The sequence below is a fragment of the Allokutzneria albata genome (assembly GCF_900103775.1).
Classification (GTDB): domain Bacteria; phylum Actinomycetota; class Actinomycetes; order Mycobacteriales; family Pseudonocardiaceae; genus Allokutzneria; species Allokutzneria albata.
This window is the reverse complement of record NZ_LT629701.1, coordinates 6,509,368-6,533,214: the sequence shown is the minus strand read 5'-3', so window position 1 is coordinate 6,533,214 and position 23,847 is coordinate 6,509,368. Positions and strand designations below refer to the sequence as shown.

Below are 23,847 nucleotides of genomic sequence, written 5' to 3'. Positions count from 1 at the left end.
GCTCACCTCCCGGTTCCGGCGTAGACGACGGCTTCCTCGGAGCTGCCCAGGTCGAAGGCCTCGTGCAGCGCGCGCACGGCGTCGTCGAGCTGGGTGTCGCGGCAGACCACCGAGATGCGGATCTCCGAGGTGGAGATGATCTCGATGTTCACCCCGGCCTCGGCCAAGGCCTCGCAGAAGACCGCGGTGACGCCGGGGTGCGAGCGCATGCCCGCGCCGATCAGCGAGACCTTGCCGACGTGCTCGTCGAAGAGGACCTGCTCGAAGCCGATCTCCTCGCGCACCCTCTCCAGCGCGGCGACCGCGGTCGCGGCGTCCGTCTTGGGCAGGGTGAAGGTCAGGTCGGTGCGGCCGGTGGCGACCTGGGAGATGTTCTGCACCACCATGTCGATGTTCAGCTCGGCCTCGGCGATCACCCGGAAGATCCTGGCGGCCACGCCGGGGTGGTCCGGAACGCCGGTGACGGTGATCTTGGCTTCGGACCGGTCGTGCGCGACGCCGGTGATCATGGCCTGTTCCACGGGAAGGTCCTCCATGGACCCGGACACGATGGTTCCGGGCTTGTTGTTGAACGACGAGCGGACATGGATGGCGACGTTGTTGCGGCGCCCGTACTCGACGCAGCGCAGCATCAGCACCTTCGCGCCGCAGGCGGCCATCTCCAACATCTCCTCGTAGGTGATGTTGTCGAGCTTCTTGGCGTTGGGCACGATGCGCGGATCGGCGCTGTAGACGCCGTCGACGTCGGTGTAGATCTCGCAGACGTCGGCGCCGAGCGCGGCGGCCAGCGCGACCGCCGTGGTGTCGGTGCCGCCGCGGCCGAGCGTGGTGATGTCCTTGGTGTCCTGGCTGACGCCCTGGAACCCGGCGACGATGGTGATCGCGCCCGCGTCCAGCGACTCCTGGATGCGGCTCGGCGTGACGTCGATGATCCGCGCCTTGCCGTGCACCGAGGTGGTGATCACGCCCGCCTGCGAACCGGTGTAGGAGCGGGCCTCGGCGCCGAGCGAGTGGATCGCCATGGCCAGCAGCGACATCGAGATGCGCTCGCCCGAGGTGAGCAGCATGTCCAGCTCGCGGTCCGGCGGGACCGGGGACACCTGGCTGGCGAGGTCGAGCAGGTCGTCGGTGGTGTCACCCATCGCGGAGACCGCGACGACCACGTCGTTGCCCGCTTTGCGCGTCTCGACGATCCGTTCGGCCACTCGTTTGATTCGTTCAGCGTTTTCCAGCGATGATCCGCCGTACTTCTGGACGACGAGCGCCACCGAACCTCCTCCGGACGACGGCCCGGCCGTGCCCGCACGGGTGGCGCGGGCGCGACGGATGGGCCTTCTCACAGGCTGTACCTGGACCGCGCCATCGCAGTCTGCGGGCCAGCGTACTCACCCCGGCCATCCGGTCCACCAGTGTGTTTTCGCACCTCGGAACGCCACCACCTCGGAGAACGCCTACCAGCCCGGCGCGTCGTGTGGCAGACCACACGACTACGGGCCAGGGTGGGAGGAGATCCGTTCGCGCGCCCCGGTCCGCCGTGGAGGATCTTCGGCCCCGCAGGTGACGGCCGTTCCCGGCGGCGCCCACCGCGAGCGCGCGAACGTGACGCTACTCACATCGTGATCCAAGGAGTACAGGTGTCGGAACTGAGTGCGCACCGGCCTGCGGAGTCGAGCGCGCCCCTGCACGAGCTGATCCGCGACCGGTGGAGCCCCCGCGTGCTCGACCCGAAGGCGGAGATCACCGACGACCAGCTGCGCGCGCTGTTCGAGGCCGCGCGCTGGGCCGCCTCGTGGGGCAACACCCAGCCGGCGCGGTACCTCGTCGGCAGACGCGGTGACGAGACCTTCGAGCGGATCTACGCGACCCTGACGCGCGGCAACAAGTCCTGGGCGGGCGCGGCGGGGGCACTGGTCCTCGGCATCGCGGTGACCCGGAACGAGGACGGCGAGCCGATGCCGTACGCCGAGTACGGGCTGGGCCTCGCGACGCAGAACCTCGTGCTGCAGGCGGTCGCGGAAGGACTGGTCACACACCAGATGGCGGGCTTCAGCCCGGATGCGGCGAAGGCGGTCTTCGAGCTGCCCGAGGGCATGGAACCGCTGGTGGCCATAGCGATCGGGCACTTCGGTGACGGCGAGGGCGTGGACCGGTCGCTGATCGACCGCGATACGAAACCCCGCCAGCGCAAGCCGTTGGCCGAGCTGGTGTTCGGCTCAGCCTGGGGAACTCCCGCGCTGTAGCAGCTTCACCACGAGCGAGGTGACCACCAACCAGAAGATCGCCGCTGCGCCGTAGTTGACCAGCACGGCGGTCTCCGGGCGGTCGGCGGGGAACAGGTCGCGGAAGGCGAGCGCCAGCGGATCGGCCCACGCGCGGACGAAGCGGGTGATGGCGTTGTCCGGGTTCGCGCCGCCGACAGTGAGGACCACGTGGACGACGAGCAGAACCGCGATCAGCGTGCCCGCCCAGCGAACGACCTGGGCGAGCACGCCGGAGATCGCCTTGGCGTCCCGGCGCTGGGCGTGGTTGGCCATGCCGGGGATTCTGACAGGAGATCAGGCGGTCCTGCGCAACAAGCGGGCCACGATTCCCGTCACCACCAGCCAGAACACGATGGCCAGGCCGTAGTTCAGGAGCAGGTCCATCGTGGCGTTGCCGGTGTCGAAGAGGTTCACGAACCACAGCGCGAGCGCACTCGCCGCGCTCGCCACGAACTGGACGAGCGCGTTCGCCTCGTTCACCGAGACCAGAACGAAGATCACATGCGCCAGCAGGATGAGCGCGATCACCGTGCCGATCGCCCGGACGACCGACGCGACGACGGAGCCACCACTGCGAACGCGGTCACTGGCAACCATGGAAGACATCCCTTCCTCGGCGGCTGTCTGCCCGCCGGGTACCCCCGCCCACCACGCCCTAAGCCCGGCCCCCGCCCCGCCCACCGCCGCGCTTTCGCACCGAATGAGTCATTCGGTGCACAACGAGCGCGGTGGGGTGTCCAGGATGTGGGAGGCGGGTTTCATCCACCGGCCTCCGCATGGTTACTCTGGCCGCGTGGCGCGTGCCCTGCTCCTTCTTCGCCGCGACGGGGTCTGACCAGACCGGCCCCCCGTCGCGGGATTCGGCTGCGGCCCCACGCCCGCCGGTCGACTCTTCCCCGGCAGCAGGAGCCCTCTCAGCGATGACGATCGACCCCGCCACCTTCACCTCCGCGACCAGCAGGCTGAACACGCCTTCCCGCCCTGCCCCCGCGGACCAGCCGACGTGGAACACCCAGCGCGGCAGCTCGATGCCCTACCACCGCTACCGGCCGTTCGCCGAGCTGGTCGAGCCCGTGTCGCTGGCCGACCGCAGCTGGCCCGACAAGGTCATCGACCGGGCGCCGCAGTGGTGCGCGGTCGACCTGCGCGACGGCAACCAGGCGCTGATCGACCCGATGTCCCCCGCCCGCAAGCGGCGGATGTTCGACCTGCTCGTGCGCATGGGCTACAAGGAGATCGAGGTCGGCTTCCCGGCGGCCAGCCAGACCGACTACGACTTCGTCCGCGAGATCATCACCGACGACGCCATCCCGGCGGACGTGACGATCCAGGTGCTGACCCAGTGCCGCGCCGAGCTGATCGAGCGCACCTTCCAGGCGCTGGAGGGCGCGCACAGCGCGATCGTGCACATCTACAACTCGACCTCGGTGCTGCAGCGCCGCGTCGTGTTCAACTCCGACCGCGCGGGCATCATGAAGATCGCCACCGACGCCGCGCACCTGGTGCAGGACCTGGCGGGCAGGTACTCGGAGACGAACTTCCGCTTCGAGTACTCCCCGGAGTCCTACACCGGAACCGAGCTGAGCTACGCCGCCGAGGTGTGCAACGCGGTCACCGGGATCTGGCAGCCGACGCCGCAGCGCCCGGCGATCATCAACCTCCCCGCGACGGTGGAGATGGCGACGCCCAACGTCTACGCGGACTCCATCGAGTGGATGCACCGCAACCTGGAGCGCCGCGACGCGGTGGTGCTCAGCCTGCACCCGCACAACGACCGCGGCACCGGTGTTGCCGCGGCCGAGCTGGGCTACCAGGCCGGGGCGGACCGCATCGAGGGCTGCCTGTTCGGCAACGGCGAGCGCACCGGCAACGTCTGCCTGGTGACGCTGGCGATGAACCTGTTCAGCCAGGGCATCGACCCGCAGGTCGACCTCTCCGACATCGACGAGATCCGCCGCACCGTCGAGTACTGCAACCAGCTGGCCGTGCCCGAGCGGCACCCCTACGGCGGCGACCTGGTCTACACGGCGTTCTCCGGCAGCCACCAGGACGCGATCAAGAAGGGCTTCGAGGCCCTGGAGCGCGAGGCCAAGGCCGCGGGCGAGCACGTGGACGACTTCCCGTGGGAGGTCCCCTACCTGCCGATCGACCCCAAGGACGTCGGCCGCAGCTACGAGGCCGTGATCCGGGTGAACTCGCAGTCCGGCAAGGGCGGCGTCGCCTACGTGATGAAGGCGGAGCACCAGCTGGACCTGCCGCGACGGCTGCAGATCGAGTTCTCCAAGCTCGTCCAGGAGGTCACCGACAACGAGGGCGGGGAGATCGACCCGAAGGGCATCTGGGACGTCTTCGCCACGGAGTACCTGGACCGGATCAGCCCGGTCCGCCTCGTCCGGCACCGGCTGTCCGACGACGGCGAGGGCCACGACGAGATCGAGGCGGTTGTCCGCGTCGAGGACGAGGACCACGAGGTCACCGGTCGCGGCAACGGCCCGATCGCGGCGTTCGTGGACGCCCTGGCCACCGTGGGCTACGACGTGCGCGTGCTGGACTACGCCGAGCACGCCATGTCGGCCGGTGACGACGCCCGCGCCGCGGCCTACGTGGAGACCACGATCGGCGACCGCGTCCTGTGGGGTGTCGGCGTCGACGGCTCCATCGTCACCGCGTCGCTGCGCGCGGTCCTCTCGGCCGTGAACCGCGCCTACCGCTGAGGCGGTACCCACCGTTCGCGGGCATTGAGTCCGCGAACGGTGGGTATTGCCCCGGGGTGCGGCTGCGGCGGAGCGATCCCAGTGGTCCCGGGCTGACCAGACGGCGGTGCGGGCGCGGCTTCCGGTATTTCGACCGCCACGGTCCCGTCAGCGACCCGGAGGTCCTGGAGCGGATCAAGCAGCTGGTGATCCCGCCCGCGTGGCAGGACGTGTGGATCTGCACGGCCCCGAACGGGCACATCCAGGCCGTCGGGGTCGACGAGGCCGGGCGCAAGCAGTACCTCTACCACCCGGCGTGGACCGAGCGCCGCGACGCCGAGAAGTTCGACCGCGTGCTCAGGCTCGGCGCGCGCATGCCGAAGGTGCGCGAGGAGATCGCCGGGCGGATCGACGGGCGCGGGCTCGGCCGCGACCGCGTGCTCTCCGCCTCGGTGCGGATGCTGGAGCTGGGCGCGTTCCGCGTCGGCGGGCACACCTACGCGAAGGAGAACGGCAGCTTCGGGCTCTCGACGCTGCTGCGCGAGCACGTGACGCTGCGCCGGGGCCGGGTGCTGGTGCGCTACGTCGCCAAGGGCGGCCTCGACCGCGAAGTCACCATTGAAGACCCACAGGTGCACGACGTCGTTCGCGGACTGCTGCGGCGGCGTGACCCAAATCCGGAACTGCTGTCCTATTGGGACGGTCGGCGGTGGCACAACCTGCGCTCTCCGGATATCAACGACTACGTCCGGGAGATCACCGGAGGTCCATTCACGGCGAAAGATCTCAGAACCTGGAATGGCACGGTCCTGGCGGCGATCGCGCTGGCAGCGGCCCCGCGCCCGGAATCGAAGCGCGGTCGGCAACGCGCTGTGACGGCGGCGATGCGGGAAGTGTCGGAAGAGCTGGGAAACACGCCCACCGTGTGTCGCAAATCCTATGTGGACCCGTATGTGATCGATGCCTTCGAGCACGGAATCACGACGGGCAGTAGAGTGCTTCGAGTCGGTTCGGCGGAACTCGCGTCGGCCGGCACCAGGAACAGAGTGGAACGCGCGGTGCTGGCACTGCTGCGCCGGGCTCGCAAGGAGCTGGACCCACCGAGCAAGAGCTGATGACTTGCTGAAGATGTCCGCGTGGCAGGTGCCCCGCGGCCGACGTGAGGCGTTACTGGACTCGTGACCTTCGCCCAGGCCCCTGAGCTGGCGCTGCTGCTGTTGTTCGTCATCGCGGCAGTGCCGCTGCTGCCGACGGAGGCGGCCGTCATCGGCTGCGCGGTCCTGGCGGCCGACGGCGAGGTGCACCTGATCACGGTGATCCTGGTGGCGACGGCGGGCTGCCTGGCCTCCGACCTGTTCAACTACACGATCGGCAGCAGGCTGGGCATGCGCGCGCTCCAGCGCTTCGAGACCAAGCCGCGCACCGCGGCCGCGCTCGCCTGGCTGCGCAGGCAGCTGGACAACCGCGGCGAGCCGATGATGGTCGCCGGGCGGTTCATCCCCGGCGGCGGGATCGTCGGCGCCGTGCTCGCGGGCGCGTTCCGGATGGGCATGCCGAGGTTCCTGCCGGTGGCCACGATCGGTTCCGCGCTGTGGTCCACCTACGCCACGCTGATCGGCTACACGGGCGGTCAGCTGATCTCCGAGCCGTTCGTCGCGATCGCACTCTCGATCGGGATGACGGTGCTGGTCAGCCTGCCGATCGGGTACGCGGTCAAGCGGGCGCAGGCGAAGGACACCGTGCGCGAGCGCGCCGCGGACTACCGCTCCGGCGCCTTCTGGCCGTAGGTCGCCAGCCGGTCGACCGCCTCGGCCATCCGCTCCTCCCCCAGCAACCGCGGCAGCAGGTTCGCCGTCTGCACGCGCAGCGCCACCTCGCACAGCCATTCCAGGTACTTCGCGCGCTCATAGGTCTCATCGAGGGTGTTGCCCAGGACCACGGCGCCGTGGTTGGCGAGCAGGCACGCGGTGCGGTCGGTCATCGCCACGCACATGTTCTCCGCGAGCTCCGAGCTGCCGTAGAGCGCGTACGGCGCCACGCGCACGCTCCCGCCGAACAGGCCGAGGTAGTAGTGCACCGGCGGCACCTCGTCGACCAGGCACGACAGCGCGGTCGCGGCGACGGAGTGGGTGTGCACGACCGCGCCGGGCATGGACTGCAGGTAGGCGGCCGAGTGCATCGGCAGTTCGCTGGTCGGTTTGAGGGGCGAGTCCACCGGAGTGCCGTCCAGTTCGCACACGGACACCAGGTCGGGAGTGAGCGCGTCGTAGGACAACCCGCTGGGGGTGATCGCGATCAGCTCGCCCTTGCGCACGCTGATGTTGCCCGCGGTACCCACCACGAGCCCTTCCGCCGACATGAGGCGGCAGATGCGGACGACGGCTTCGCGTTCCTCTTGGAGCAGCACGTTCCCAGTATGCGAAAGGAACGGCCGCCGATGTTCTCGGCGGCCGTTCCGATATCGAACCGGAGATCAGCCGTTGGCCATCGCGACCAGGCGGTCGTAGGCACCGTTGAAGGTGTTCTGGTCGATCGGGGTCTCCGAGTACTGCCAGATCGTGTAGAAGCGCCACGCGTGCGGCAGGGCGCCGACGGAGGACGCGTAGCGCGCGACCCACAGCGGGTTGGTGTTGCTGAAGTCGCCCCGGTTACCGGTGCACGTCGACCACCAGCTGGTGCTGGTGTAGATCATCGGGTAGCGGCCGGTGCGGGCCTTGTAGGTGTTGCTGAAGTCGAGGATCCAATTGACCATCGCCTGCTGGCTGAGGCCGTAGCAGGTCGCGCCGTACGGGTTGTACTCGATGTCCAGCGCACCGGGCAGGGTCTTGCCGTCCTTCGACCAGCCACCGCCGTTGTTGACGAAGTAGTTGGCCTGGGCGGCTCCGCTGGAGCGGTCGGGCAGCGCGAAGTGGTACGAGCCGCGGACCATGCCGATGTTGTAGGAGCCGTTGTACTGCTGGGCGAAGTACGGGTTCTTGTACCCGGTGCCCTCGGTGGCCTTGACGTAGGCGAACCGCTTGCCCGCGTTCCACTGGGCCTGCCAGTTCACGTTGCCCTGGTGGCCGCTGACGTCGATACCGGCCACCGAAGCCATGATCTGCGGGTCGGTGGGCGCGGGGTCGGTCAGGTTGCGGGCCCGGTCGGGCGCCAGGCCCTCGTGCTTGGCGATCTGCGAGCCCATCGCGGTGTCGCCGACGGGCACGTCCGGGTTCCCGACGATCGGGTCGGCCCCGGCGGGGGCCAGTGCGCTGAAGCCGAGTGCCGCGACGAGCGCGGCCACGGCGACGGCGGAACGTGCGGTCCTCGTGGAGACAGACATGTTTCAGCCCTCTTTTCGTCCGTTGCAGGGGTGTGGGTGGAGGCAGGGCCACCCACCGGACTGAGCTGATGGTGACAAGAGGGGCTAAAAAAGCGCTGAAGTTCTCGTTGGAGGGGCGCCCTTTCGGACGCCCCGCCAACTCCGTTCAGATCAGTTCAGATCACTTCTGTCACCGAAGCCGGGCCGCCGATGTCCGGCGAGATCGCGTCGGTCTCCTCGACCAGTTCCGGCTCGACCGCGTGTGGCTGGATCTTGCCGTCGCGGATGTCCTCGGCCCAGTGGCAGGCCACGCGATGCCCTGCCGAAGATCCGCTTGCGGGACCGAGCGTCGACACGGCCAGTTCTCTCAACATCGGCCGTTCCGTGTCGCACTTGCCCGGCTGCCGCCACGGGCAGCGGGTGTGGAACCGGCAGCCCGTCGGCGGCGCGGCGGGCGAGGGCAGGTCCCCGGTGAGCAGGATGCGCTCGCGGCGGTCCTCCAGCTCCGGGTCGGGCACCGGCACCGCCGACAGCAGCGCCCGCGTGTACGGGTGCAGCGGCTGGGCGTAGAGGGCGTCGGAGGTGGCCTCCTCGACCAGCCCGCCGAGGTACATCACGCCGACCCGGTCGGAGATGTGCCGCACCACCGCGAGGTCGTGCGCGATCACCAGGTAGGTCAGCCCGAACTCGACCTGCAGGTCCTCCAGCAGGTTCACCACCTGGGCCTGCACCGAGACGTCGAGCGCGGAGACCGGCTCGTCGGCGACGATGAGGTCCGGGTTGACCGACAGCGACCGGGCGATCCCGATGCGCTGCCGCTGACCGCCGGAGAACTCGTGCGGGTACTTGCGCAGCGCCGTGGACGGCAGGCCCACCGCGGACAGCAGCTCGCGCAGCCGCTTCGCCGTCGCCTCCTTGTCCTTGTCGAGGTCGTGCGCGCGCAGCCCCTCGACGAGGATGGACTCCACCGACTGCCGCGGGTCCAAAGAGGACAGCGGGTCCTGGAACACCATCTGCATGCGGCGCCGCATCTTCCGCAGCGGCTCGCCCTTCATGGTGGACAGGTCGGTGCCGTCGAAGACCACCTTGCCGCCGGTCGGCTCGGTCAGCCGCAGCATCGCCCGGCCCAGGGTGGACTTGCCGCAGCCGGACTCGCCGACCAGGCCGTAGGTCTCGCCCTTGCGGATCTCCAGGTCGACCCCGTCCACCGCGTAGACGTAGCCGACCGTGCGATCGAGCACGACGCCGCGCTTGATCGGGAAGTGCACCTTCATGTCCTGGACACTGACCAGCGTGCTCACGCGGGCACCTCCTTCCGCTCCTGCGCGACCGGGTTGTGGCAGCGCAGCAGCCGCCCGTCGGCGTCCGTCTCCATCGCCGGGGTCTGCTGTACGCAGACGTCCAGGGCGTTGGGGCAGCGCGGAGCGAAGGCGCACCCGTCGGTCCACGGGATGTTGTCCGCGACGGAGCCCTTGATCGGGACCAATCGCTCCCCGCGCGGCGCGTCCAGCCTGGGGATCGAGGCCAGCAGGCCGTGGGTGTAGGGGTGCCGCGGCCGCTTGAACAGCTCGTGCCGCTGCGCCCGCTCCACAACGCGCCCGCCGTAGAGCACGTTCACCTCGTCGCACAGCCCCGCGACGACACCGAGGTCGTGGGTGATCATCACCAGCGCGGTCTCGGTGTCCTTCACCAGCTCCGCCAGCAGCGCCAGGATCTGCGCCTGGATGGTGACGTCGAGCGCGGTGGTGGGCTCGTCGGCGATGAGCAGCCTCGGCTTGCAGGCCAACGCCATCGCGATCAGCGCGCGCTGCCGCATCCCGCCGGAGAGCTGATGCGGGTACTCGCTGAGCCGTCGTGACGGGTCCGGGATGCCGACCTTGTCCAGCAGGTCGACCGCGTGCGGCTGGGCGGCCTTGCGACTCATCCCGCGGTGCCGCTCCAGGACCTCGGTGACCTGCAGCCCGATCGGGATGACCGGGTTCAGCGAGGACAGCGGGTCCTGGAAGACCATGCCGAGATCGCGACCGCGGCGATCGCGCATCTGCCTGTCGGACAGGGAAAGCAGCTCGGTGCCCTCGAAGCGCACGGAGCCGGAGATCTTCGGGCCGCGCCTGGGCAGCAGACCCATGATCGCCAGTGAGGTGACCGACTTGCCGCAGCCGGACTCACCGACCAGCCCGACCGTCTGGCCGGGCTCCACGTCGAAGCTGACGCCGTCCACCGCGGTGAACGGGTCCTCCCCCTTGCGCTGAAAGACAACGCTGAGATCGCGAACTTCAAGCAGTGCCAAGGGAAATCACCGCCTGTTCTTCGGATCGAGCGCTTCGCGCAGCGCCTCGCCCATGAGGGTGAAGCCGAGCGCGACCACGATGATGCAGCCCGCGGGCCAGAACGCCAGGTTGGGGTGGCTGTCGAAGACCTGCTGCGAGGTGCCCAGCATCTGGCCCCACTCCGGGATGGAGTCGTCGGGGTTGCCGAGGCCGAGGAAGGACAGCGCCGCCGCGTCGATGATCGCGACCGCGAGCACCAGGGTGGACTGCACGATCACCGGGCCGAGCGAGTTCGGCAGCATGTGCCGGAACACGATCGCGCCGGGCTTCACCCCGAGCGAGCGCGCGGCCAGCACGTGGTCGCTGTGCCGTTGCGCCAGCATCGATCCGCGCAGCAACCGCGCGAAGATCGGTACCTGCACGATCGCCACCGCGACGATCACCGTGTAGATGTTCGGCGGCGAGAACAGCACACCCACCGAGACCGCCAGCAGCAGGCTCGGAATGGACAGCATCACGTCGACCGCCCGCATCACCAGCGAGTCGACCCAGCCGCCGAGCGCACCGGCCAGCGTGCCGAGCACCAGGCCGCCGATCAGGCCGAGGAAGGTGGCGAGCACGCCGACCATCAGCGTCTGCTGCGAGCCGATCAGCAAGCGGGACAACAGGTCCCGGCCCTGGAGGTCACCGCCGAGCGGGTGCCCGGCCTGGGCGGGCGGGATCTCGTTGCGCGCCTTGACGACCTGGTCGGCGAGCATCCGCTCGGCTGGATCGTGCTGGGCCAGCAGCGGTGAGAGGAGCGCGACGAGCACGAACAGCGCGACGATCACCGCGCCCAGCAGGAACACCGGGTTCCTGCGGAGCCTGCGCCACGCGCTCGCGGCGAGGCTGACCCCGCTGTCGTCGGCCTTCTTCGCGGAGGAGGCGGCGAGCGCGTCCACGCGTTCTTTCTTGGTCGTGGTCACTGGTTCCCTCCCCTCACCTGGTCCGGATGCGCGGATCGATCAACGCGTAGGACAGGTCGACCACCAGGTTGATCACCACGTACACCAGCGCGGCCATCAGGATCACCATCTGCAGCACGGGGTAGTCCCTGCGCTCGAAGCTGATCGCCAGCGCCTCGCCGAGGCCGGGGTAGGCGAAGACCTTCTCGGTCAGCACCGCCCCGGCCAGCAGGGCGCCGGTCTGCAGGCCGATCGTGGTGACCACCGGCAGCATCGCGTTGCGCACGACGTGCCTGGTCCGGATGGTCTGGAGGGTGAGGCCCTTGGACTCCGCGGTCCGCACGTAGTCCTCGTCCAGCACGTCCAGCACGGCGGCCCTGGTGATCCGGAAGATCACCGCGAACGGGATGGTCGCGAGCGCGACGCCGGGCAGGATGAGGTGGACGAAGGCGTCCCAGGCCGCGTCCCACTCCTGCGTCAGGATCCCGTCCAGCACGAAGAACCCGGTGACCCGCGTGGCCTCCAGCGCGTCGGCCTGGCGGCCGTAGGAGGGCAACCACTGCAGGTTCACCGCGAAGACGTACTTGAGCAGGAACGCGAGGAAGAAGACGGGGACGGCGACGCCGACCAGGGAGCCGACGACGCCGACGTTGTCCAGCCAGCCACCGCGGCGCTTGGCCGCCAGGTAGCCGAGCGGGATGCCGAACGCCACCGCGAGGATGATCGCGAAGATGCTCAGCTCCAACGTCGCCGGGAAGCGCTCCAGGAAGATGTCCATGGCGGGCGTTCCCGGCTGCACCCCCGTCGATGTCCCGAAGTCGCCGGAGAGGGCGCGGCCGATGAACTTGAAGTACTGCGTGATGATCGGCTGATCGAGGCCGAGCTCTGCGGTGAGTCGCGCGCGCGACTCCTCGGTGCCGCGTTCCCCCAGGAGGGCCGAGACCGGCCCTCCCGGGAGCGAACGCAGCCATGCGAAGAGCAGCAGCGACAACACCGCGACGACCCCGACTAGCTGGATCAGCCGCCGCACGGTGAAGCGGAGCACTGGCTATCCCGTTGTTCTCGTGGTGGGGAGGAGAAGATCAGCCCTTGCTGACGGGGCCGAACTCCTCAGCGGTCAGCGGGCTGGGAACCAGGCCCTTGATGTCCTTCTTCAGCACCAGCGCGGGCGGCGAGTGCGACAGCGGGACGGCGGGCAGGTACTCCTCCATGATCTGCTTGTTCAGGCCCTTGTAGAGCTGGTCGCGGGCGGCCTTGTTGGGTTCTGCGTCGGCCTTCTTCAGGTCGGCGGCCAGCTTGCTGCCCCACGGTGAACCCGCGGTGTAGAAACGGTTTTCGGGAGTGCCGAAGAACGTGCCGACGAAGTTGTCCACGGTGTTGTAGTCACCGGTCCAGCCGAGCAGGAACAGGTCGGCCTTGGCCTGGTCGACATCGGTCAGGTAGCCGCCGTTCCACGGCTTCGTGGTGACGTTGACCTTGATGCCGGCCGCCTGCAGGTCCGCCGAGATCGCGCCGAAGATGTCCTTCGGGTTCGGCATGTACGGCCGGGTGACCTCGCTGGGCCAGTAGAAGTTGACCGTCAGGTCGGACGCGCCCGCCTCGGCCAGCAGCTGCTTCGCCTTCGCGGTGCTGTACTCGATCTTCTTGACGTCCGGGTTGTAACCGTCGACGGTGTCCGGGACGAACTGCGTCGCCACCACGGCGCCCTCGGGCAGCTGCGACTTGACCAGCTGCTCGCGGTTGATCGCGTGCGCGATGGCCTGCCGGACCCTGACGTCCTTGAGCTTGGCGTTGTTCTTCTGGGTGAAGCCCAGGTACATGATGTTGAACGCCGGGCGGATCGCCACGTTGAAGCCCTGGCTCTTCAGCTGCGCCCAGTCCGCGGGGGCCGGGTAGTCGTAGCCGTCGATGTCCCCGGTCTGCAACGCCTGCTTGCGCGCGGTCTCGTCGGGGATGATCTTGAAGATCAGCTTGTCCAGCTTGGCCTTGTCACCGCGGTAGCCGTCGAAGCGGGCCAGCTCGACGGAGTTGTTCGCGGTGTCGTAGTTGACGAACTTGAACGGGCCGGTGCCGGTCGGGTTCTTCAGCGCGTACTCGTTGAAGACGAAGCTGTCACCCTGGGCCTTGACGTCGTCGGCGTTGAACTTCTTCATCGCGGTCGGGCTCTGCATCGAGAACGACGGCAGGCCGAGCACGTCGGGGAACTTCGACGTGGTCGCGGTCAGCTCGACGACGGCGGTCTTGGGGTCCTTGGCGGTGCAGGACTTGAACAGCGAGGGTTCCTTGCCGTCGGAGAAGCCGCCGAAGTTGTTCACCCAGTACTGGGAGACCGCCTCGCTCTGCCCCGCGCCCTTCTGGTTGTACCAGCGGTTGAAGTTGAAGCAGACCGCCTCGGCGTTGAAGTCGGTGTTGTCGTGGAACTTCACACCCTCCCGCAGGGTGAAGGTCCAGACCTTTCCGTCCGGCGAAGAGGACCACTTCTCGGCCAGCTCCGGGGTGGCCTTGGCGGTGCCCGGCTCGAAGCCGACCAGGCCCTCCATGATCTGCCGGGAGATGCGGAAGGTGGCGCCGTCGGTGGCGTAGAACGGGTCGAACAGCTTCGGCGCGCCCTCGGCGCCGAAGGTCATCGTTCCGCCGACCTTGCCCTGACCCGCGTCGTTCCCGCGCTGCGACTGGGCGCAGGAGGCGAGGGACAGCGCGGTCACGCCGGCGACGCCGACCACCGCCAGCCTGCGCATGGGGGTTCTGAGCGCAGTGAATTTCTTGGGCATCGCGCACACCTCATGGTCCGATGTCACTGTGTGTGGTGGCCGACACTAACCCCTTACGAGCTCGTTGCCGAGTGCTCCAGGTCACGATCCGGCCACGCAGAACGCCGTAAGATCGGGTGAATTTTCGCCGGTGTTACCCGGGAGTCACACCGCTTTCTGGCGTCAACCGGCTGCTGCTACCGGAGGTGTTCCGCGATCACGAGGTCGGCGCTGTCCGCCGTCCCGTCCACGGCGAACCAGCCCTGCTCGAACTCCTGCCAGCGGAGCAGCTGGTCGCGGCACGCTTCGCCGTCCCTGGCAACTGCCCTCTTCAGGCGAAGCTCTCGATCACCGGAACAGACCCACACCAACACGGACAGCGACGACCGGATCGGGCGACGGCCACTGGAGACGCCTTCCAGCACCAGGATCTCGGGCGTGTCGATCCGGACCTCCGCGCCCAACCGGGGCAAGCCATCCGACCATTCGGTCCGCCGGTAGACGGCCGGCTCACCCCGCCGGAAAGGATCGAGCACCCCGTCGACGAGCCTCGGCCACCACGACACGGGCTCGTCCCAGGTCGCGAAGTCGTCGGTCGGCACGAGCGCCGTGCGGTCCGGCCCCAGCGCCCGGACCAGGGCGCGGGCGAAGGTGGACTTGCCCCCGCCGGAGGGGCCGTCGACCGCGACGAGCTTCACCGGGCCGAGGCGGGCCGGAGCCGCCTCGACCGCGGCGATCACGTGTCTCACATGGCCCGGCGGCCGGACAGGGCCCGCCCCAGGGTCAGCTCGTCGGCGAACTCCAGGTCACCGCCCATCGGCAGGCCGGAGGCCAGCCTGGTGACGGTGAGCCCGGGGAAGTCCTTGAGCATGCGCATCAGGTAGGTCGCCGTCGCCTCGCCCTCGGTGTTCGGGTCGGTGGCGATGATGATCTCCGTGATGTCCACGCCGTCCAGCGTGGTGCCGATCCTGGACAGCAGCTCGCGGATGCGCAGCTGGTCCGGGCCCACCCCGGACAGCGGGTCCAGCGCGCCGCCGAGCACGTGGTAGCGCCCCTTGAACTCCCTGGTGCGCTCGATGGCGAGCACGTCCTTGGGCTCCTCCACCACGCACACCACCGACAGGTCGCGGCGCGGGTCCCGGCAGATGCGGCAGGTCGTCTCCTCGGAGACGTTGCCGCACACGTCGCAGAACTGGATGCCCTCCTTGACCTTCTGCAGCACCTCCTGCAGCCGGGTCACGTCCGCGGGCTCGGCCGCGAGCAGGTGGAAGGCGATGCGCTGCGCGCTCTTCGGCCCGACGCCGGGCAACCGGCCGAGCTCGTCGATCAGGTCCTGGACCGGTCCCTCGTACACGTTTCCCTTGCCTACATCCCGGGGAGCTGGAACCCGCCGCCGAGACCACCGGCCAGCGGGCCCATGGCGCGCTGGGCCAGCTCCTGCGCGTTGGTGCTGGCGTCGCGGACCGCGGCGACCACCAGGTCGGCCAGCGTTTCCGGGTCATCGGGGTCGATGACCTTGGGGTCGATCGTCAGTGCCTTCAGCTCACCCGCGCCCGAGACGGTCGCGGTGACCAGGCCACCACCGGCGTTGCCGGTCACCTCGGCCTCGGCCAGCTCCTGCTGGGCGACCATGAGCTGCTGCTGCATCTGCTGGGCCTGCTGCAGGATCTGCTGCATGTCAGGCATGCCACCGGGCTGCAAAACGGCTCCTCTCGGTGAGCTGTGCACCGGAAAGGCACAGCATGTGGTCAGGGTAGTCGCGGTCGGTCTGGCACCGTGTATCGCGTGCGACGCCGTGACTTGAGCTTCCTCGTGGCCGGATCCGCTGCTGTGGTGTTCACCGCCTGCGGGGGCCCATCGCCCACCCCGCCCTCCAGTGCCGCCCCGATGCCGTCGACGACCTCAGCCGAGGCCGCCGCGCCCGCCGAACCCAGCACCTCCTCCCCCGCGCTCGCCGGCAAGACGGTCGTGATCGACCCCGGTCACAACGGCCGCAACGCCGCGAACCCGTCCATCATCAACAAGCCGGTCCCGGACGGCCGGGGCGGCACCAAGGCGTGCAACACCACGGGCACCGCCACCAACGCCGGCTACAGCGAGCACGAGTTCACCTGGGACGTCGCCACCCGCGTGCGGCAGGCGCTGACCGCGCGCGGGCTCAAGGTGGTCATGACGCGGGAGGACGACAACGGGGTCGGCCCGTGCGTCGACGAGCGCGCGAAGATCGGCAACCGGGCGAAGGCGGACGCCGTGGTCTCCATCCACGCGGACGGCTCGAACTCGGCGACCGCGCGCGGTTTCCACATCATCTACTCGGCCCCTCCGCTCAACGCCGCGCAGCGCGAACCGGCGGCGAAGCTCGCCGGAACGGTGCGGGACACCTTGCGCGCCAAGGGTTTCCCGGTGTCGAACTACATCGGCAAGGACGGCCTGCACGGCAGGCCGGACATCGCTGGGATGAACCACTCCACCGTTCCCGCCGTGCTCGTCGAGTGCGGCAACATGCGTCACCCGGAGGACGCCGCCCAGCTCTCCAGCGCGGCGGGACGGGCCCGGTACGCGAGCGCGATCATCGACGGCATTCTGCGCTACCTGGGCTAACCGGCTGGTCCGAGCGGTCTCCGGCAGGCGCCGAGTTGGTATCGATCGCCCGCCCGGTGACGGCACCCGGCAGTCGGCGAGCTATCACTTCAGCCATGAGCAGCACCCTCGCCGACATCGTGGTTGCGAAGGACGCCACGCGCATCGCGCTGTCCGTGATCAGCGGGCTGGTGCTGCTCGGCGGCGTCTTCTGGTCGCTGCGACGGCGGACCACGCGGCGGTCGCTGCTGCGGGCCCGGGTCGAGGAGGTCGCGGACGCGCCCGGCGGCAGGCGGACCGCGACGCTGCGCCTGGTGGCCGGGCCGCGCGACGGGGAGCTGGTCGAGCTGGCCCCCACCCGCGTGGCCGTGGAGGTCGGCGACGAGCTGCAGGTGCACCCCAGCCTCGACCACCCCGAGGCGCTGCGGCTGACCGGCACTCCGCGGACTGTGATGCCCGGCGCGCTGATCGGCTACGGCGTGCTGTTGCTGGCCGGTGCCTGGATCGCGCCGCCCCACGCCGAGCTGGTCGAGCTGGCGCCGCTGGCGTTCCCGCTGTTCTCCGGCCTGCTCGTGGTGGCGGGCATCGCCGTGCTGGTGGGGGCGCTCCGCTTCGCCAGGGCCTCGCGCAAGGTCGGCGGCATGATCGTCGCGCACCGCTCGCGCACCGGGGACAGCACCTACGAGCCGCAGGTGGAGTACGAGATCGACGGCCGCGTGCGGCGCAGCTGGACCGGCGCGCGCAGGCAGAGCTCGTTCGGCGTCGGCAAGCGGGTGTGCGTCTACGTGGACCCGCGCGCCCCCGCCGTCGGCACCCTCTACACGGTGTGGACGTGGATCTTCCCGATCACCCTGCTCGTGCTCGGCCTCATCGGCCTGACCACCGGCGCCGCCTTCCTCCGCTGGTGGTGACCCCCGGGGCGGAGGGGCTAGTCGATGCGGCGGGCGCCGAGGGGGCTGAAGAGCTTGATGATCTCCTCGTCCGGGTCGTGCTGCTGCACGTCCGGGCTGCCCATCGGGGCCGCGGCGACCTCGTCCAGCATCGCCTCCTCGTCCTCGCGTTCGCTCGCGGGGTCGGGCGGCAGCGGCTCGTCGAAGTCGGCGGGCGGCTCCGGCGGCGGTGGCTCGTCGGCAGCGGGCGCGGACCTGCGGACCGGCTCCGGGCGACGGCTGGGGGCAGCGGCCGCGGGCGCCGCGGTGTCGGCGGCGGGCTGCTGTTGCTGCGGTTGCTGACTGCGGCGCTGCACCACGGGGCGCTCGGGCGCGGGCTTGGCGGCGGCAGGGCGCACAGGTGCGGCGGCCGCGGTGCCGTGCACGCAGCGGACCTGCCACTTCCCGCCGAGCACGCTCTCCACGGCGGCGGCGATGGCGTCGCTGTTCCTCGGGTCGGACAACCGCTTCGCCAGCGGTTCCGCCGTGTGGCTCAGCGTGATCGTGTTGCCCTCCACCGACTGCACGGTGGCGTTGGTCAGCATCGCCTCGGTGCTGCGGCTCTGGGACCGGACCGCCGCGAGCAGCGCGGGCCACGACTGCCGCAGCGTCGCCACGTCCACCGCGCCGGGCGCTGCCGCGGCGGCGGGCTCGGGCTCCGGCTCGGGAGTCGGCGCAGGGGCCGGGGCGGGCTCGGGCTCGGCCGGGCGCTGCGGTGGCTTGGCGGCCTCGGGCTTGGGTTCGGCCGGAGCGGGGGCCTGCGAGCGGCGCTGGAAGACCGGGCGGTCCCCGGCGGGCGGCGCGGTGGGAGCGGCGGCGACCGGGGCGGCGGCCGGGGTGGGAGCGGCGACCGCCGGAGCCGGGGCGACCGCCGGAGCGCGCCGTTCCAGCCGGTCGATGCGGTCGAGCAGCGCGGCCTCGTTGTCCGCGGCGCCGGGCAGCAGCATCCGCGAGCAGAGCAGCTCCAGCACCAGCCGCGGGGCCGTCGCGCCGCGCATGTCGATCAGTCCATTGTGGACGATCTCGGCGTAGCGGGTCAGCGAGCCCGCACCGATCTTGTCCACCTGGCCGAGCATCGTGGTGAGCTGTTCGGCGGGGGCGTCGATCAGCCCGCGCTCCCCCGCGTCCGGCACCGCGTGCAGCAGCACCAGATCGCGCAGCCGGTCGAGCAGGTCGCTGGCGAAGCGGCGCGGATCGTGGCCCGCCTCCACCAGCCGGTGCACCGTGCCGAAGACCCCGGCGCCGTCGTGCGCGCCGAGCGCGTCGATCATCTCGTCGATCAGCGCGACGTCGGTGACGCCCAGCAGGGAGACGGCGCGCGCGTAGGTCACGCCCTCCGGCCCCGCGCCCGCGAGCAGCTGGTCCATCACCGAGAGCGTGTCCCGCGCCGAACCCCCGCCCGCGCGGATGACCAGCGGGAACACCGCGGGCTCGACCTGCACGCCCTCGTCGGCGCAGATCCGCTCGACCAGCTCCCGCATCACCCCGGGCGGCATCAGCCGGAACGGGTAGTGGTGGGTCCGCGAACGGATGGTGCCGAGCACCTTCTCCGGCTCGGTGGTGGCGAAGATGAAGATCAGGTGGTCCGGCGGCTCTTCGACGATCTTCAGCAGGGCGTTGAAGCCCTGCGTGGTGACCATGTGGGCCTCGTCGATGATGAAGACGCGGTAGCGCGACTCGGCCGGGGCGTAGAACGCGCGGTCGCGCAGCTCCCTGGTGTCGTCGACACCACCGTGGCTGGCCGCGTCGAGCTCGACGACGTCGACGTTGCCGCCGCCCTCGGGGGCCAGCGCGATGCAGGAGGAGCACTCGCCGCACGGGTCGGGCGTCGGGCCCTGCGCGCAGTTCAGCGAGCGGGCGAGGATGCGCGCGCTGGAGGTCTTGCCGCAGCCGCGCGGTCCGGAGAAGAGGTAGGCGTGGTTGATCCGACCGGCCTGCAACGCCATGCGCAGCGGCTCGGTGACGTGCTCCTGCCCGACGACCTCGGAGAAGCTCGCCGGGCGGTACTTGCGATACAGGGCCAGCGCCACGGTTGCGCACCTTACTGGCGGGCACCGACAACGGGGGAATCCGGGCCGATGGGGACAGAGAAGACGGAGACATGAAAGGGGACCCCACGCACCTGCCAGAGCCCGCTTATCCTTGCTGCCTTCCGGCCCTGGGGAGGTTCACGAGATGCGCACCGCATGGGGTCCACGATCAGTGTAGCGCGCCGCTCACCCCAGCGTGTACAGGGTCGCTGCCAGCGAGAACCCGAACAACACCGGCCAGTAGGCGATCCTCGGCAGCAGGTTGTCCCGCCAGCGCACCACCAGCGTCGGGTTGCGCGCGGTGACCAGGAGGGCGTTGATCGCGCTCAGCAGCACCACCAGGTACAGCACGAACGAGTAGTACTCCAGGTACACGATGCCGGGCGCCGCCGTGGCCTCCCTGATCGCGTTCTGCCGGACGGCGACCACGAGCACCATGCTCACCGCGAAGCTGATCACCCCGAACGAGGTGAAGCCGACGAAGGTCCTGCGCAGCTCGTCGCCGCGGGTGGTGACGAACAGCGCCGCGAACACCAGCACCGCGATGAACCCCGTCGGCACCAGCGTCTCGAACAGCGGTCCGTGGAACTGGCGGCTCACCAGCAGGTTGAAGTACAGCTCGGGGAACGGCGGCCGGTCCGCGTAGCGCCCCTGCCCGAAGTTCGTCGTGTAGTCGTGCCGCGAGTAGCTGAACAGGGTGGACTGCGGCTGCCAGCGCGCGGTGACGAACTGCGGGTCCAGCCCGTGCATCGCGCTGGCCTGCCACGGACGCGGGTACGCGCCGAAGTCCGGGGTGAGCACGACGCGGCGGTCCAGGTCCGGGTGCCACATCCGTATCCACACGTCCTGCCGGTCCAGCGGGTAGCGCGTGTAGTCGAACTTCTGGACGAACGAGGTCTTGAAGTACCAGCCGATCACCTCGGCCCCGGGCTCGCGGTGCCGGTACGCCTGCTTCGCCGGGTAGGAGTCGTCGGCCTCCGGCAGCACCACCCCGCGCGAGACGGACGCGGGGATGTCGTCGCTGTAGCGCTGCCAGACGTAGCCGCTGACCTTGACCTCATTGCTGTTGGCGAACTGGATCGACTCCAGGTAGACGCCGGTCGGCACGCGCCAGGGCGCGCTGCCCCGGGGCAGTTCCTGCGCGAGGTAGGTCTCCACCATCTCGGCGGAGGTGACCTCGGCGCCGATCACCACGTGGTGGTCGTCCTCGTGCACGAGGTGCCACGTACCCACGAGCCCGGCCAGGCAGAACGCGCTGACCGCCGCGGAACAGACCCAGTAGTGCCGGGGTTCGCGCCCGAAGGGGCGGACGACGAACACCACGAGCGCCGACAGGAACACCACCCCGCAGCCGACCAGGGCGGACAGCCGCGGGCGGTCCGCCAGGGCCAGTGCCGCCAGGAGACCCGCGCCCGAGAGCGCGCACAGCGCGGCCGTGGCACGCATCAACCAGCGATGCAGACCGGACCTGTCCCGCTCCATGGGCGAAACAGTGACCCGATCATGTCCGCGCCGCCCGGCGTGACCGGTGAAATCAGCCGGTCGGAGGTCTCTGTCACATCTGTCCGGCCCACGGCGAACTCAAGGTGAATTGTTCACGGCTATCTCGCTAGCCTGCGCCGATGCGCAACGTGGTACTCGTCGACCCGTACTCCACGGGCAGTGCCCTCGCCCCCGCGTTCGCCGAGCGCGGCGTCTCCTCGGTCGCGGTGCTCACGACGCCGGAGCCGACCGCGTCCTTCGCCGGCACCTGGCACCCGGAGAACTTCACCGAGGTCTTCGTCCTCGACGACGTGGACAAGCTCGCCAGGCGGCTGCGCGAGCTGGACCCGCTGTGCGTGCTGCCGGGGACCGAGACCGGGGTCGAGGCCGCCGAGCACCTCTCCGAGCTGGTCGTCCCGGGGCAGAGCAACGTGGCGGAGCTGTCGTCGGCTCGGCGCGACAAGTGGCTGATGGGCGTCGCGCTGGCCGACGCCGGTGTGCCCCACCTGCGCCAGCTGAGCGCGTCCAGCGCCGACGAGGTCGCGGAGTGGTTGCGCGCCAACGAATTCGACGACTCGGCGATCGTGCTGAAGCCGCAGAACAGCGCAGGGGCGGACGACGTGTTCATCGTCCGGGAGGGCGAGGACTGGCGGGCGCCGTTCCACCGCATCCTCGGTGCCGTCAACCGCCTGGAGCTGGTCAACACCCGCGTGCTCGCGCAGGAGCTGGCCGAGGGCGTGGAGTACGCCATCGACACCTACTCGGTCGACGGCGCGCACGGCCTCGTCTCGGTGTGGCGCTACGACAAGCGCGCCGCGGGAAACCGGCTCGGCGTCTACCTGTCCGCCGGTGTGGTCCCACCGGAGGACCCGGCCGTCACCGAGGTGTTCGGCTACGCGCGGCGCGTGCTCGACGCCGTTGGCGTGCGCAACGGCCCCGGGCACATCGAGGTGATGGTGACCTCGTCCGGCCCCCGGCTGATCGAGGTCGGCGCGCGGCTGGCGGGCGGCGACCAGCAGCACCTGTCCCGGCTCGCCGTCGGGGACTCGCAGGTGGAGCGCACCGTGCGGCACTGGGTGGACGGCGAGGGGGCGATCGAGGACTACCGGCTCCTGCGCCACGCGCGCTCGGTGTACCTCTCCGCCCCCGACTCGGGAGTCCTGCGCAACGCCGACCGGCTCAACCAGCTGTGGGAGCTGCTGCCGACCCTCCACAAGGTGGTCATCCCGCACCGGAACGGCTCGCGCGTCACCCGCACGGAGGACCTGTGGACCAGTCTGGGCCACGTCTTCCTCGTCTCGGAGGACCCCGACGCCGTCGCCGCGGACGAGGCCCTGCTCCGGGAAATCGAAGCCGAACTGCGCGTCGAGCCGTCATGATCAGGGCATGAGCGGACAGGTCATCCTCCTCAGCGGACCGCCCGGGGCGGGCAAGAGCACCGTGGCCCGCCTGCTGGCCGACGAGTTCTCGGCGAGCGTGCACCTGCACACCGACGACTTCTACGCCTGCATCCGGCGCGGCGCCGTGCTGCCGTACCTGCCCGAGGCCCAGCACCAGAACCGGGTCGTCACCGGGGTGATCGCCAGCGCCGCGTTCGGCTACGCCGCGGGCGGCTACGACGTGATCTGCGACGGCGTGGTCGGACCGTGGTTCCTGGACCCCTTCCGCCGAGCGGGCAACGAGATCGCCGTGCACTACGTGGTGCTGCGACCGGACGAGGGGACCACCGTCGCCCGCGCCGTGGCCCGGGGCGAGGACGCGCTCACCGAGGAGGAGCCGGTGCGGGAGCTGCACCGCCAGTTCGCCGACCTCGGCGAGTGGGAGCACCACGCCGTCGACTCCGCCGACCTCGACGCGGACGCCACCGCCACGGTCGTGCTCGCCGGGATCGCCCGCGGCGCCTACCGACTGCCGGACCCCGCCTGACCCCCCGTTTTGGGCGGCACCACCCTCCTCCGGTAAAGTCTTCGACGGAGGATTCGCATAGTGGCCTAGTGCGCACGATTGGAAATCGTGTTGGGGTAAAACCCTCGCGGGTTCAAATCCCGCATCCTCCGCGGACAAGGCCCCGGACGCTCAGGCGCCCGGGGCCTTCGTCGTTCTGTGCGGGTTCAGTGGCTGTCGATCAGGCTGCGATCGTCGTCGGGTGCGGGATCGGCTCGCCGCTCTGACGCATTCCCCCGAGGTGGAACTCCACGGCCTCGCGCATCAGGCGCAGGCACTCGTCCTGATCGTCGGCAACGGCCACGCACCCGGGGAGATCAGGGCACCACGCGCCGTAGCCACCGGTTTCGGCGCGTTCGATGATGATGGCGTAGGTGCTCACTGTCGCCTCCATCAGATACCAGCCTGCTTGCGGATACTGCGCTCGGTACCGATCGGCACGTCGGTGCTGGGCTTGCCCGGCACACTGACCTTCAGCGGCACGGCGACTCCGGGCCGCGCCTGGCGTGCAGCAGCAGGAGCAGGGCTTCGGACAGGTTGATCAAGACGTCCAGCGCGGCTTCGTCGTCGAGGGTGGGCACGCCCGCGTCCTCCTCCCGGAGGATCTGAGCGGCCGCGAAGAGGGGTTTGCGGATTCCGTCGTCGCACACGCCCAGCACCCTCTCA

At 70.0% G+C, this 23,847-nt stretch carries 26 protein-coding genes, 1 tRNA gene and 1 other RNA gene; 9 read left to right on the top strand and 19 right to left on the bottom strand.

Annotation, left to right across the window (positions count from 1 at the left end):
- Positions 1–2: 2 nt before the first annotated feature.
- Positions 3–1,268 (bottom strand): aspartate kinase, encoded by a 1,266-nt coding sequence (locus BLT28_RS29780; protein WP_030428156.1) that lies wholly within the window; start codon positions 1,266–1,268, stop codon positions 3–5.
- Between the two features lie 366 nt (positions 1,269–1,634).
- On the opposite strand from BLT28_RS29780, the gene BLT28_RS29775 reads away from it, so the two are divergent.
- The gene (locus BLT28_RS29775) at positions 1,635–2,240 is read left to right on the top strand and encodes a nitroreductase family protein (RefSeq protein ID WP_172806543.1); all 606 of its coding nucleotides are present in this window, start codon (positions 1,635–1,637) and stop codon (positions 2,238–2,240) included.
- On the opposite strand, the gene BLT28_RS29770 is transcribed toward BLT28_RS29775, so the two are convergent.
- Together BLT28_RS29770 and BLT28_RS29765 are read right to left on the bottom strand one after the other, a co-directional pair.
- Positions 2,214–2,534 carry a YggT family protein gene (locus BLT28_RS29770; protein ID WP_030428154.1) on the bottom strand — a complete coding sequence of 107 codons (321 nt, stop codon included), beginning with the start codon at positions 2,532–2,534 and terminating at the stop codon, positions 2,214–2,216. The genes BLT28_RS29775 and BLT28_RS29770 overlap by 27 nt on opposite strands.
- 21 nt (positions 2,535–2,555) lie before the next feature.
- A complete protein-coding gene (locus tag BLT28_RS29765; protein WP_052407009.1) occupies positions 2,556–2,858 on the bottom strand; it encodes a hypothetical protein in 303 nt (100 codons plus the stop codon).
- A 323-nt stretch (positions 2,859–3,181) separates the two neighbouring features.
- On the opposite strand from BLT28_RS29765, the gene leuA reads away from it, so the two are divergent.
- The 3 genes from leuA to BLT28_RS29750 all read left to right on the top strand — a co-directional run bounded on the left by leuA (position 3,182) and on the right by BLT28_RS29750 (position 6,741).
- Positions 3,182–4,975: a 2-isopropylmalate synthase gene (gene leuA, locus BLT28_RS29760; RefSeq protein ID WP_030428152.1), complete on the top strand. Its 1,794-nt coding sequence runs from the start codon at positions 3,182–3,184 to the stop codon at positions 4,973–4,975.
- 56 nt (positions 4,976–5,031) lie between these two features.
- Positions 5,032–6,069: a DNA topoisomerase IB gene (locus BLT28_RS29755; RefSeq protein WP_030428151.1), complete on the top strand. Its 1,038-nt coding sequence runs from the start codon at positions 5,032–5,034 to the stop codon at positions 6,067–6,069.
- 63 nt (positions 6,070–6,132) lie between these two features.
- Complete coding sequence (locus BLT28_RS29750) at positions 6,133–6,741, top strand: DedA family protein (protein ID WP_231950477.1); 609 nt, start codon at positions 6,133–6,135, stop codon at positions 6,739–6,741.
- Here BLT28_RS29750 and BLT28_RS29745 read toward each other — a convergent pair.
- From BLT28_RS29745 to BLT28_RS29700, 10 genes are all read right to left on the bottom strand, one after another.
- A complete protein-coding gene (locus BLT28_RS29745; RefSeq protein WP_030428149.1) occupies positions 6,714–7,361 on the bottom strand; it encodes a class II aldolase/adducin family protein in 648 nt (215 codons plus the stop codon). The genes BLT28_RS29750 and BLT28_RS29745 overlap by 28 nt on opposite strands.
- Positions 7,362–7,427: 66 nt before the next feature.
- Positions 7,428–8,273 (bottom strand): lysozyme, encoded by an 846-nt coding sequence (locus BLT28_RS29740; RefSeq protein WP_030428148.1) that lies wholly within the window; start codon positions 8,271–8,273, stop codon positions 7,428–7,430.
- Between the two features lie 155 nt (positions 8,274–8,428).
- Positions 8,429–9,526, bottom strand: coding sequence for an ABC transporter ATP-binding protein (locus tag BLT28_RS29735; protein WP_043810734.1), 1,098 nt, complete (start codon positions 9,524–9,526; stop codon positions 8,429–8,431).
- A 23-nt stretch (positions 9,527–9,549) separates the two neighbouring features.
- Complete coding sequence (locus tag BLT28_RS29730; RefSeq protein ID WP_030428146.1) at positions 9,550–10,542, bottom strand: ABC transporter ATP-binding protein; 993 nt, start codon at positions 10,540–10,542, stop codon at positions 9,550–9,552.
- Between the two features lie 6 nt (positions 10,543–10,548).
- Positions 10,549–11,487 (bottom strand): ABC transporter permease, encoded by a 939-nt coding sequence (locus BLT28_RS29725; protein WP_030428145.1) that lies wholly within the window; start codon positions 11,485–11,487, stop codon positions 10,549–10,551.
- A 13-nt stretch (positions 11,488–11,500) separates the two neighbouring features.
- The gene (locus BLT28_RS29720) at positions 11,501–12,511 is read right to left on the bottom strand and encodes an ABC transporter permease (protein ID WP_030428144.1); all 1,011 of its coding nucleotides are present in this window, start codon (positions 12,509–12,511) and stop codon (positions 11,501–11,503) included.
- A 37-nt stretch (positions 12,512–12,548) separates the two neighbouring features.
- Entirely contained in the window at positions 12,549–14,237 is a 1,689-nt protein-coding gene (locus BLT28_RS29715; RefSeq protein WP_030428143.1) for an ABC transporter substrate-binding protein, read from the bottom strand.
- Between the two features lie 176 nt (positions 14,238–14,413).
- Positions 14,414–14,956 (bottom strand): uridine kinase family protein, encoded by a 543-nt coding sequence (locus BLT28_RS29710; protein ID WP_172806542.1) that lies wholly within the window; start codon positions 14,954–14,956, stop codon positions 14,414–14,416.
- 5 nt (positions 14,957–14,961) lie between these two features.
- On the bottom strand, positions 14,962–15,570 hold the full coding sequence (gene recR, locus BLT28_RS29705) for a recombination mediator RecR (RefSeq protein WP_030428141.1): 609 nt from the start codon (positions 15,568–15,570) through the stop codon (positions 14,962–14,964).
- Positions 15,571–15,581: 11 nt separating this feature from the next.
- The gene (locus tag BLT28_RS29700; RefSeq protein ID WP_030428140.1) at positions 15,582–15,893 is read right to left on the bottom strand and encodes a YbaB/EbfC family nucleoid-associated protein; all 312 of its coding nucleotides are present in this window, start codon (positions 15,891–15,893) and stop codon (positions 15,582–15,584) included.
- Positions 15,894–16,001: 108 nt separating this feature from the next.
- Between BLT28_RS29700 and BLT28_RS29695 the strand changes: the two genes are divergently transcribed.
- Together BLT28_RS29695 and BLT28_RS29690 are read left to right on the top strand one after the other, a co-directional pair.
- On the top strand, positions 16,002–16,817 hold the full coding sequence (locus BLT28_RS29695) for an N-acetylmuramoyl-L-alanine amidase (RefSeq protein ID WP_407638762.1): 816 nt from the start codon (positions 16,002–16,004) through the stop codon (positions 16,815–16,817).
- A 95-nt stretch (positions 16,818–16,912) separates the two neighbouring features.
- Positions 16,913–17,707, top strand: a complete 795-nt coding sequence (locus BLT28_RS29690) for a DUF3592 domain-containing protein (protein WP_030428138.1) — start codon at positions 16,913–16,915, stop codon at positions 17,705–17,707.
- Positions 17,708–17,724: 17 nt separating this feature from the next.
- Here BLT28_RS29690 and BLT28_RS29685 read toward each other — a convergent pair whose 3' ends face one another.
- The 3 genes from BLT28_RS29685 to BLT28_RS29675 all read right to left on the bottom strand — a co-directional run bounded on the left by BLT28_RS29685 (position 17,725) and on the right by BLT28_RS29675 (position 21,237).
- Complete coding sequence (locus BLT28_RS29685) at positions 17,725–19,755, bottom strand: DNA polymerase III subunit gamma and tau (RefSeq protein ID WP_030428137.1); 2,031 nt, start codon at positions 19,753–19,755, stop codon at positions 17,725–17,727.
- A 73-nt stretch (positions 19,756–19,828) separates the two neighbouring features.
- Positions 19,829–19,923: signal recognition particle sRNA small type (gene ffs, locus BLT28_RS29680), an RNA gene on the bottom strand.
- A gap of 18 nt (positions 19,924–19,941) precedes the next feature.
- Positions 19,942–21,237, bottom strand: coding sequence for a hypothetical protein (locus BLT28_RS29675; protein ID WP_030428136.1), 1,296 nt, complete (start codon positions 21,235–21,237; stop codon positions 19,942–19,944).
- A gap of 140 nt (positions 21,238–21,377) precedes the next feature.
- On the opposite strand from BLT28_RS29675, the gene BLT28_RS29670 reads away from it, so the two are divergent.
- The 3 genes from BLT28_RS29670 (at position 21,378) to BLT28_RS29660 (ending at position 23,294) form a co-directional block, all read left to right on the top strand.
- Positions 21,378–22,616 carry an ATP-grasp domain-containing protein gene (locus tag BLT28_RS29670; RefSeq protein WP_030428135.1) on the top strand — a complete coding sequence of 413 codons (1,239 nt, stop codon included), beginning with the start codon at positions 21,378–21,380 and terminating at the stop codon, positions 22,614–22,616.
- Between the two features lie 7 nt (positions 22,617–22,623).
- Positions 22,624–23,163, top strand: a complete 540-nt coding sequence (locus tag BLT28_RS29665) for an AAA family ATPase (protein ID WP_030428134.1) — start codon at positions 22,624–22,626, stop codon at positions 23,161–23,163.
- Between the two features lie 46 nt (positions 23,164–23,209).
- Positions 23,210–23,294 (top strand) — tRNA-Ser (locus BLT28_RS29660).
- 68 nt (positions 23,295–23,362) lie between these two features.
- On the opposite strand, the gene BLT28_RS29655 is transcribed toward BLT28_RS29660, so the two are convergent.
- Genes BLT28_RS29655 through BLT28_RS29650 form a run of 3 tightly spaced genes read right to left on the bottom strand, consistent with a single transcriptional unit; the run spans position 23,363 to position 23,831 of the window.
- The gene (locus tag BLT28_RS29655) at positions 23,363–23,563 is read right to left on the bottom strand and encodes a type II toxin-antitoxin system HicB family antitoxin (protein WP_030428133.1); all 201 of its coding nucleotides are present in this window, start codon (positions 23,561–23,563) and stop codon (positions 23,363–23,365) included.
- Between the two features lie 11 nt (positions 23,564–23,574).
- Positions 23,575–23,664: a type II toxin-antitoxin system HicA family toxin gene (locus BLT28_RS40515; protein ID WP_197683908.1), complete on the bottom strand. Its 90-nt coding sequence runs from the start codon at positions 23,662–23,664 to the stop codon at positions 23,575–23,577.
- Positions 23,655–23,831 (bottom strand): hypothetical protein, encoded by a 177-nt coding sequence (locus BLT28_RS29650; protein WP_156050646.1) that lies wholly within the window; start codon positions 23,829–23,831, stop codon positions 23,655–23,657. The genes BLT28_RS40515 and BLT28_RS29650 overlap by 10 nt, the downstream gene beginning before the upstream one ends.
- Between the last annotated feature and the right edge of the window lie 16 nt (positions 23,832–23,847).

Excerpts from the sequence above, each read along its gene's own strand:
- BLT28_RS29665 (WP_030428134.1), top strand. The coding sequence starts at position 22,624 with ATGAGCGGACAGGTCATCCTCCTCAGCGGACCGCCCGGGGCGGGCAAG.
- BLT28_RS29740 (WP_030428148.1), bottom strand. The coding sequence starts at position 8,273 with ATGTCTGTCTCCACGAGGACCGCACGTTCCGCCGTCGCCGTGGCCGCG.
- BLT28_RS29700 (WP_030428140.1), bottom strand. The coding sequence starts at position 15,893 with ATGCAGCAGATCCTGCAGCAGGCCCAGCAGATGCAGCAGCAGCTCATG.
- BLT28_RS29735 (WP_043810734.1), bottom strand. The coding sequence starts at position 9,526 with ATGAAGGTGCACTTCCCGATCAAGCGCGGCGTCGTGCTCGATCGCACG.
- leuA (WP_030428152.1), top strand. The coding sequence starts at position 3,182 with ATGACGATCGACCCCGCCACCTTCACCTCCGCGACCAGCAGGCTGAAC.
- BLT28_RS29690 (WP_030428138.1), top strand. The coding sequence starts at position 16,913 with ATGAGCAGCACCCTCGCCGACATCGTGGTTGCGAAGGACGCCACGCGC.
- BLT28_RS29675 (WP_030428136.1), bottom strand. The coding sequence starts at position 21,237 with ATGGAGCGGGACAGGTCCGGTCTGCATCGCTGGTTGATGCGTGCCACG.
- BLT28_RS29770 (WP_030428154.1), bottom strand. The coding sequence starts at position 2,534 with ATGGCCAACCACGCCCAGCGCCGGGACGCCAAGGCGATCTCCGGCGTG.
- BLT28_RS29670 (WP_030428135.1), top strand. The coding sequence starts at position 21,378 with ATGCGCAACGTGGTACTCGTCGACCCGTACTCCACGGGCAGTGCCCTC.
- BLT28_RS29765 (WP_052407009.1), bottom strand. The coding sequence starts at position 2,858 with ATGGTTGCCAGTGACCGCGTTCGCAGTGGTGGCTCCGTCGTCGCGTCG.
- BLT28_RS29715 (WP_030428143.1), bottom strand. The coding sequence starts at position 14,237 with ATGCCCAAGAAATTCACTGCGCTCAGAACCCCCATGCGCAGGCTGGCG.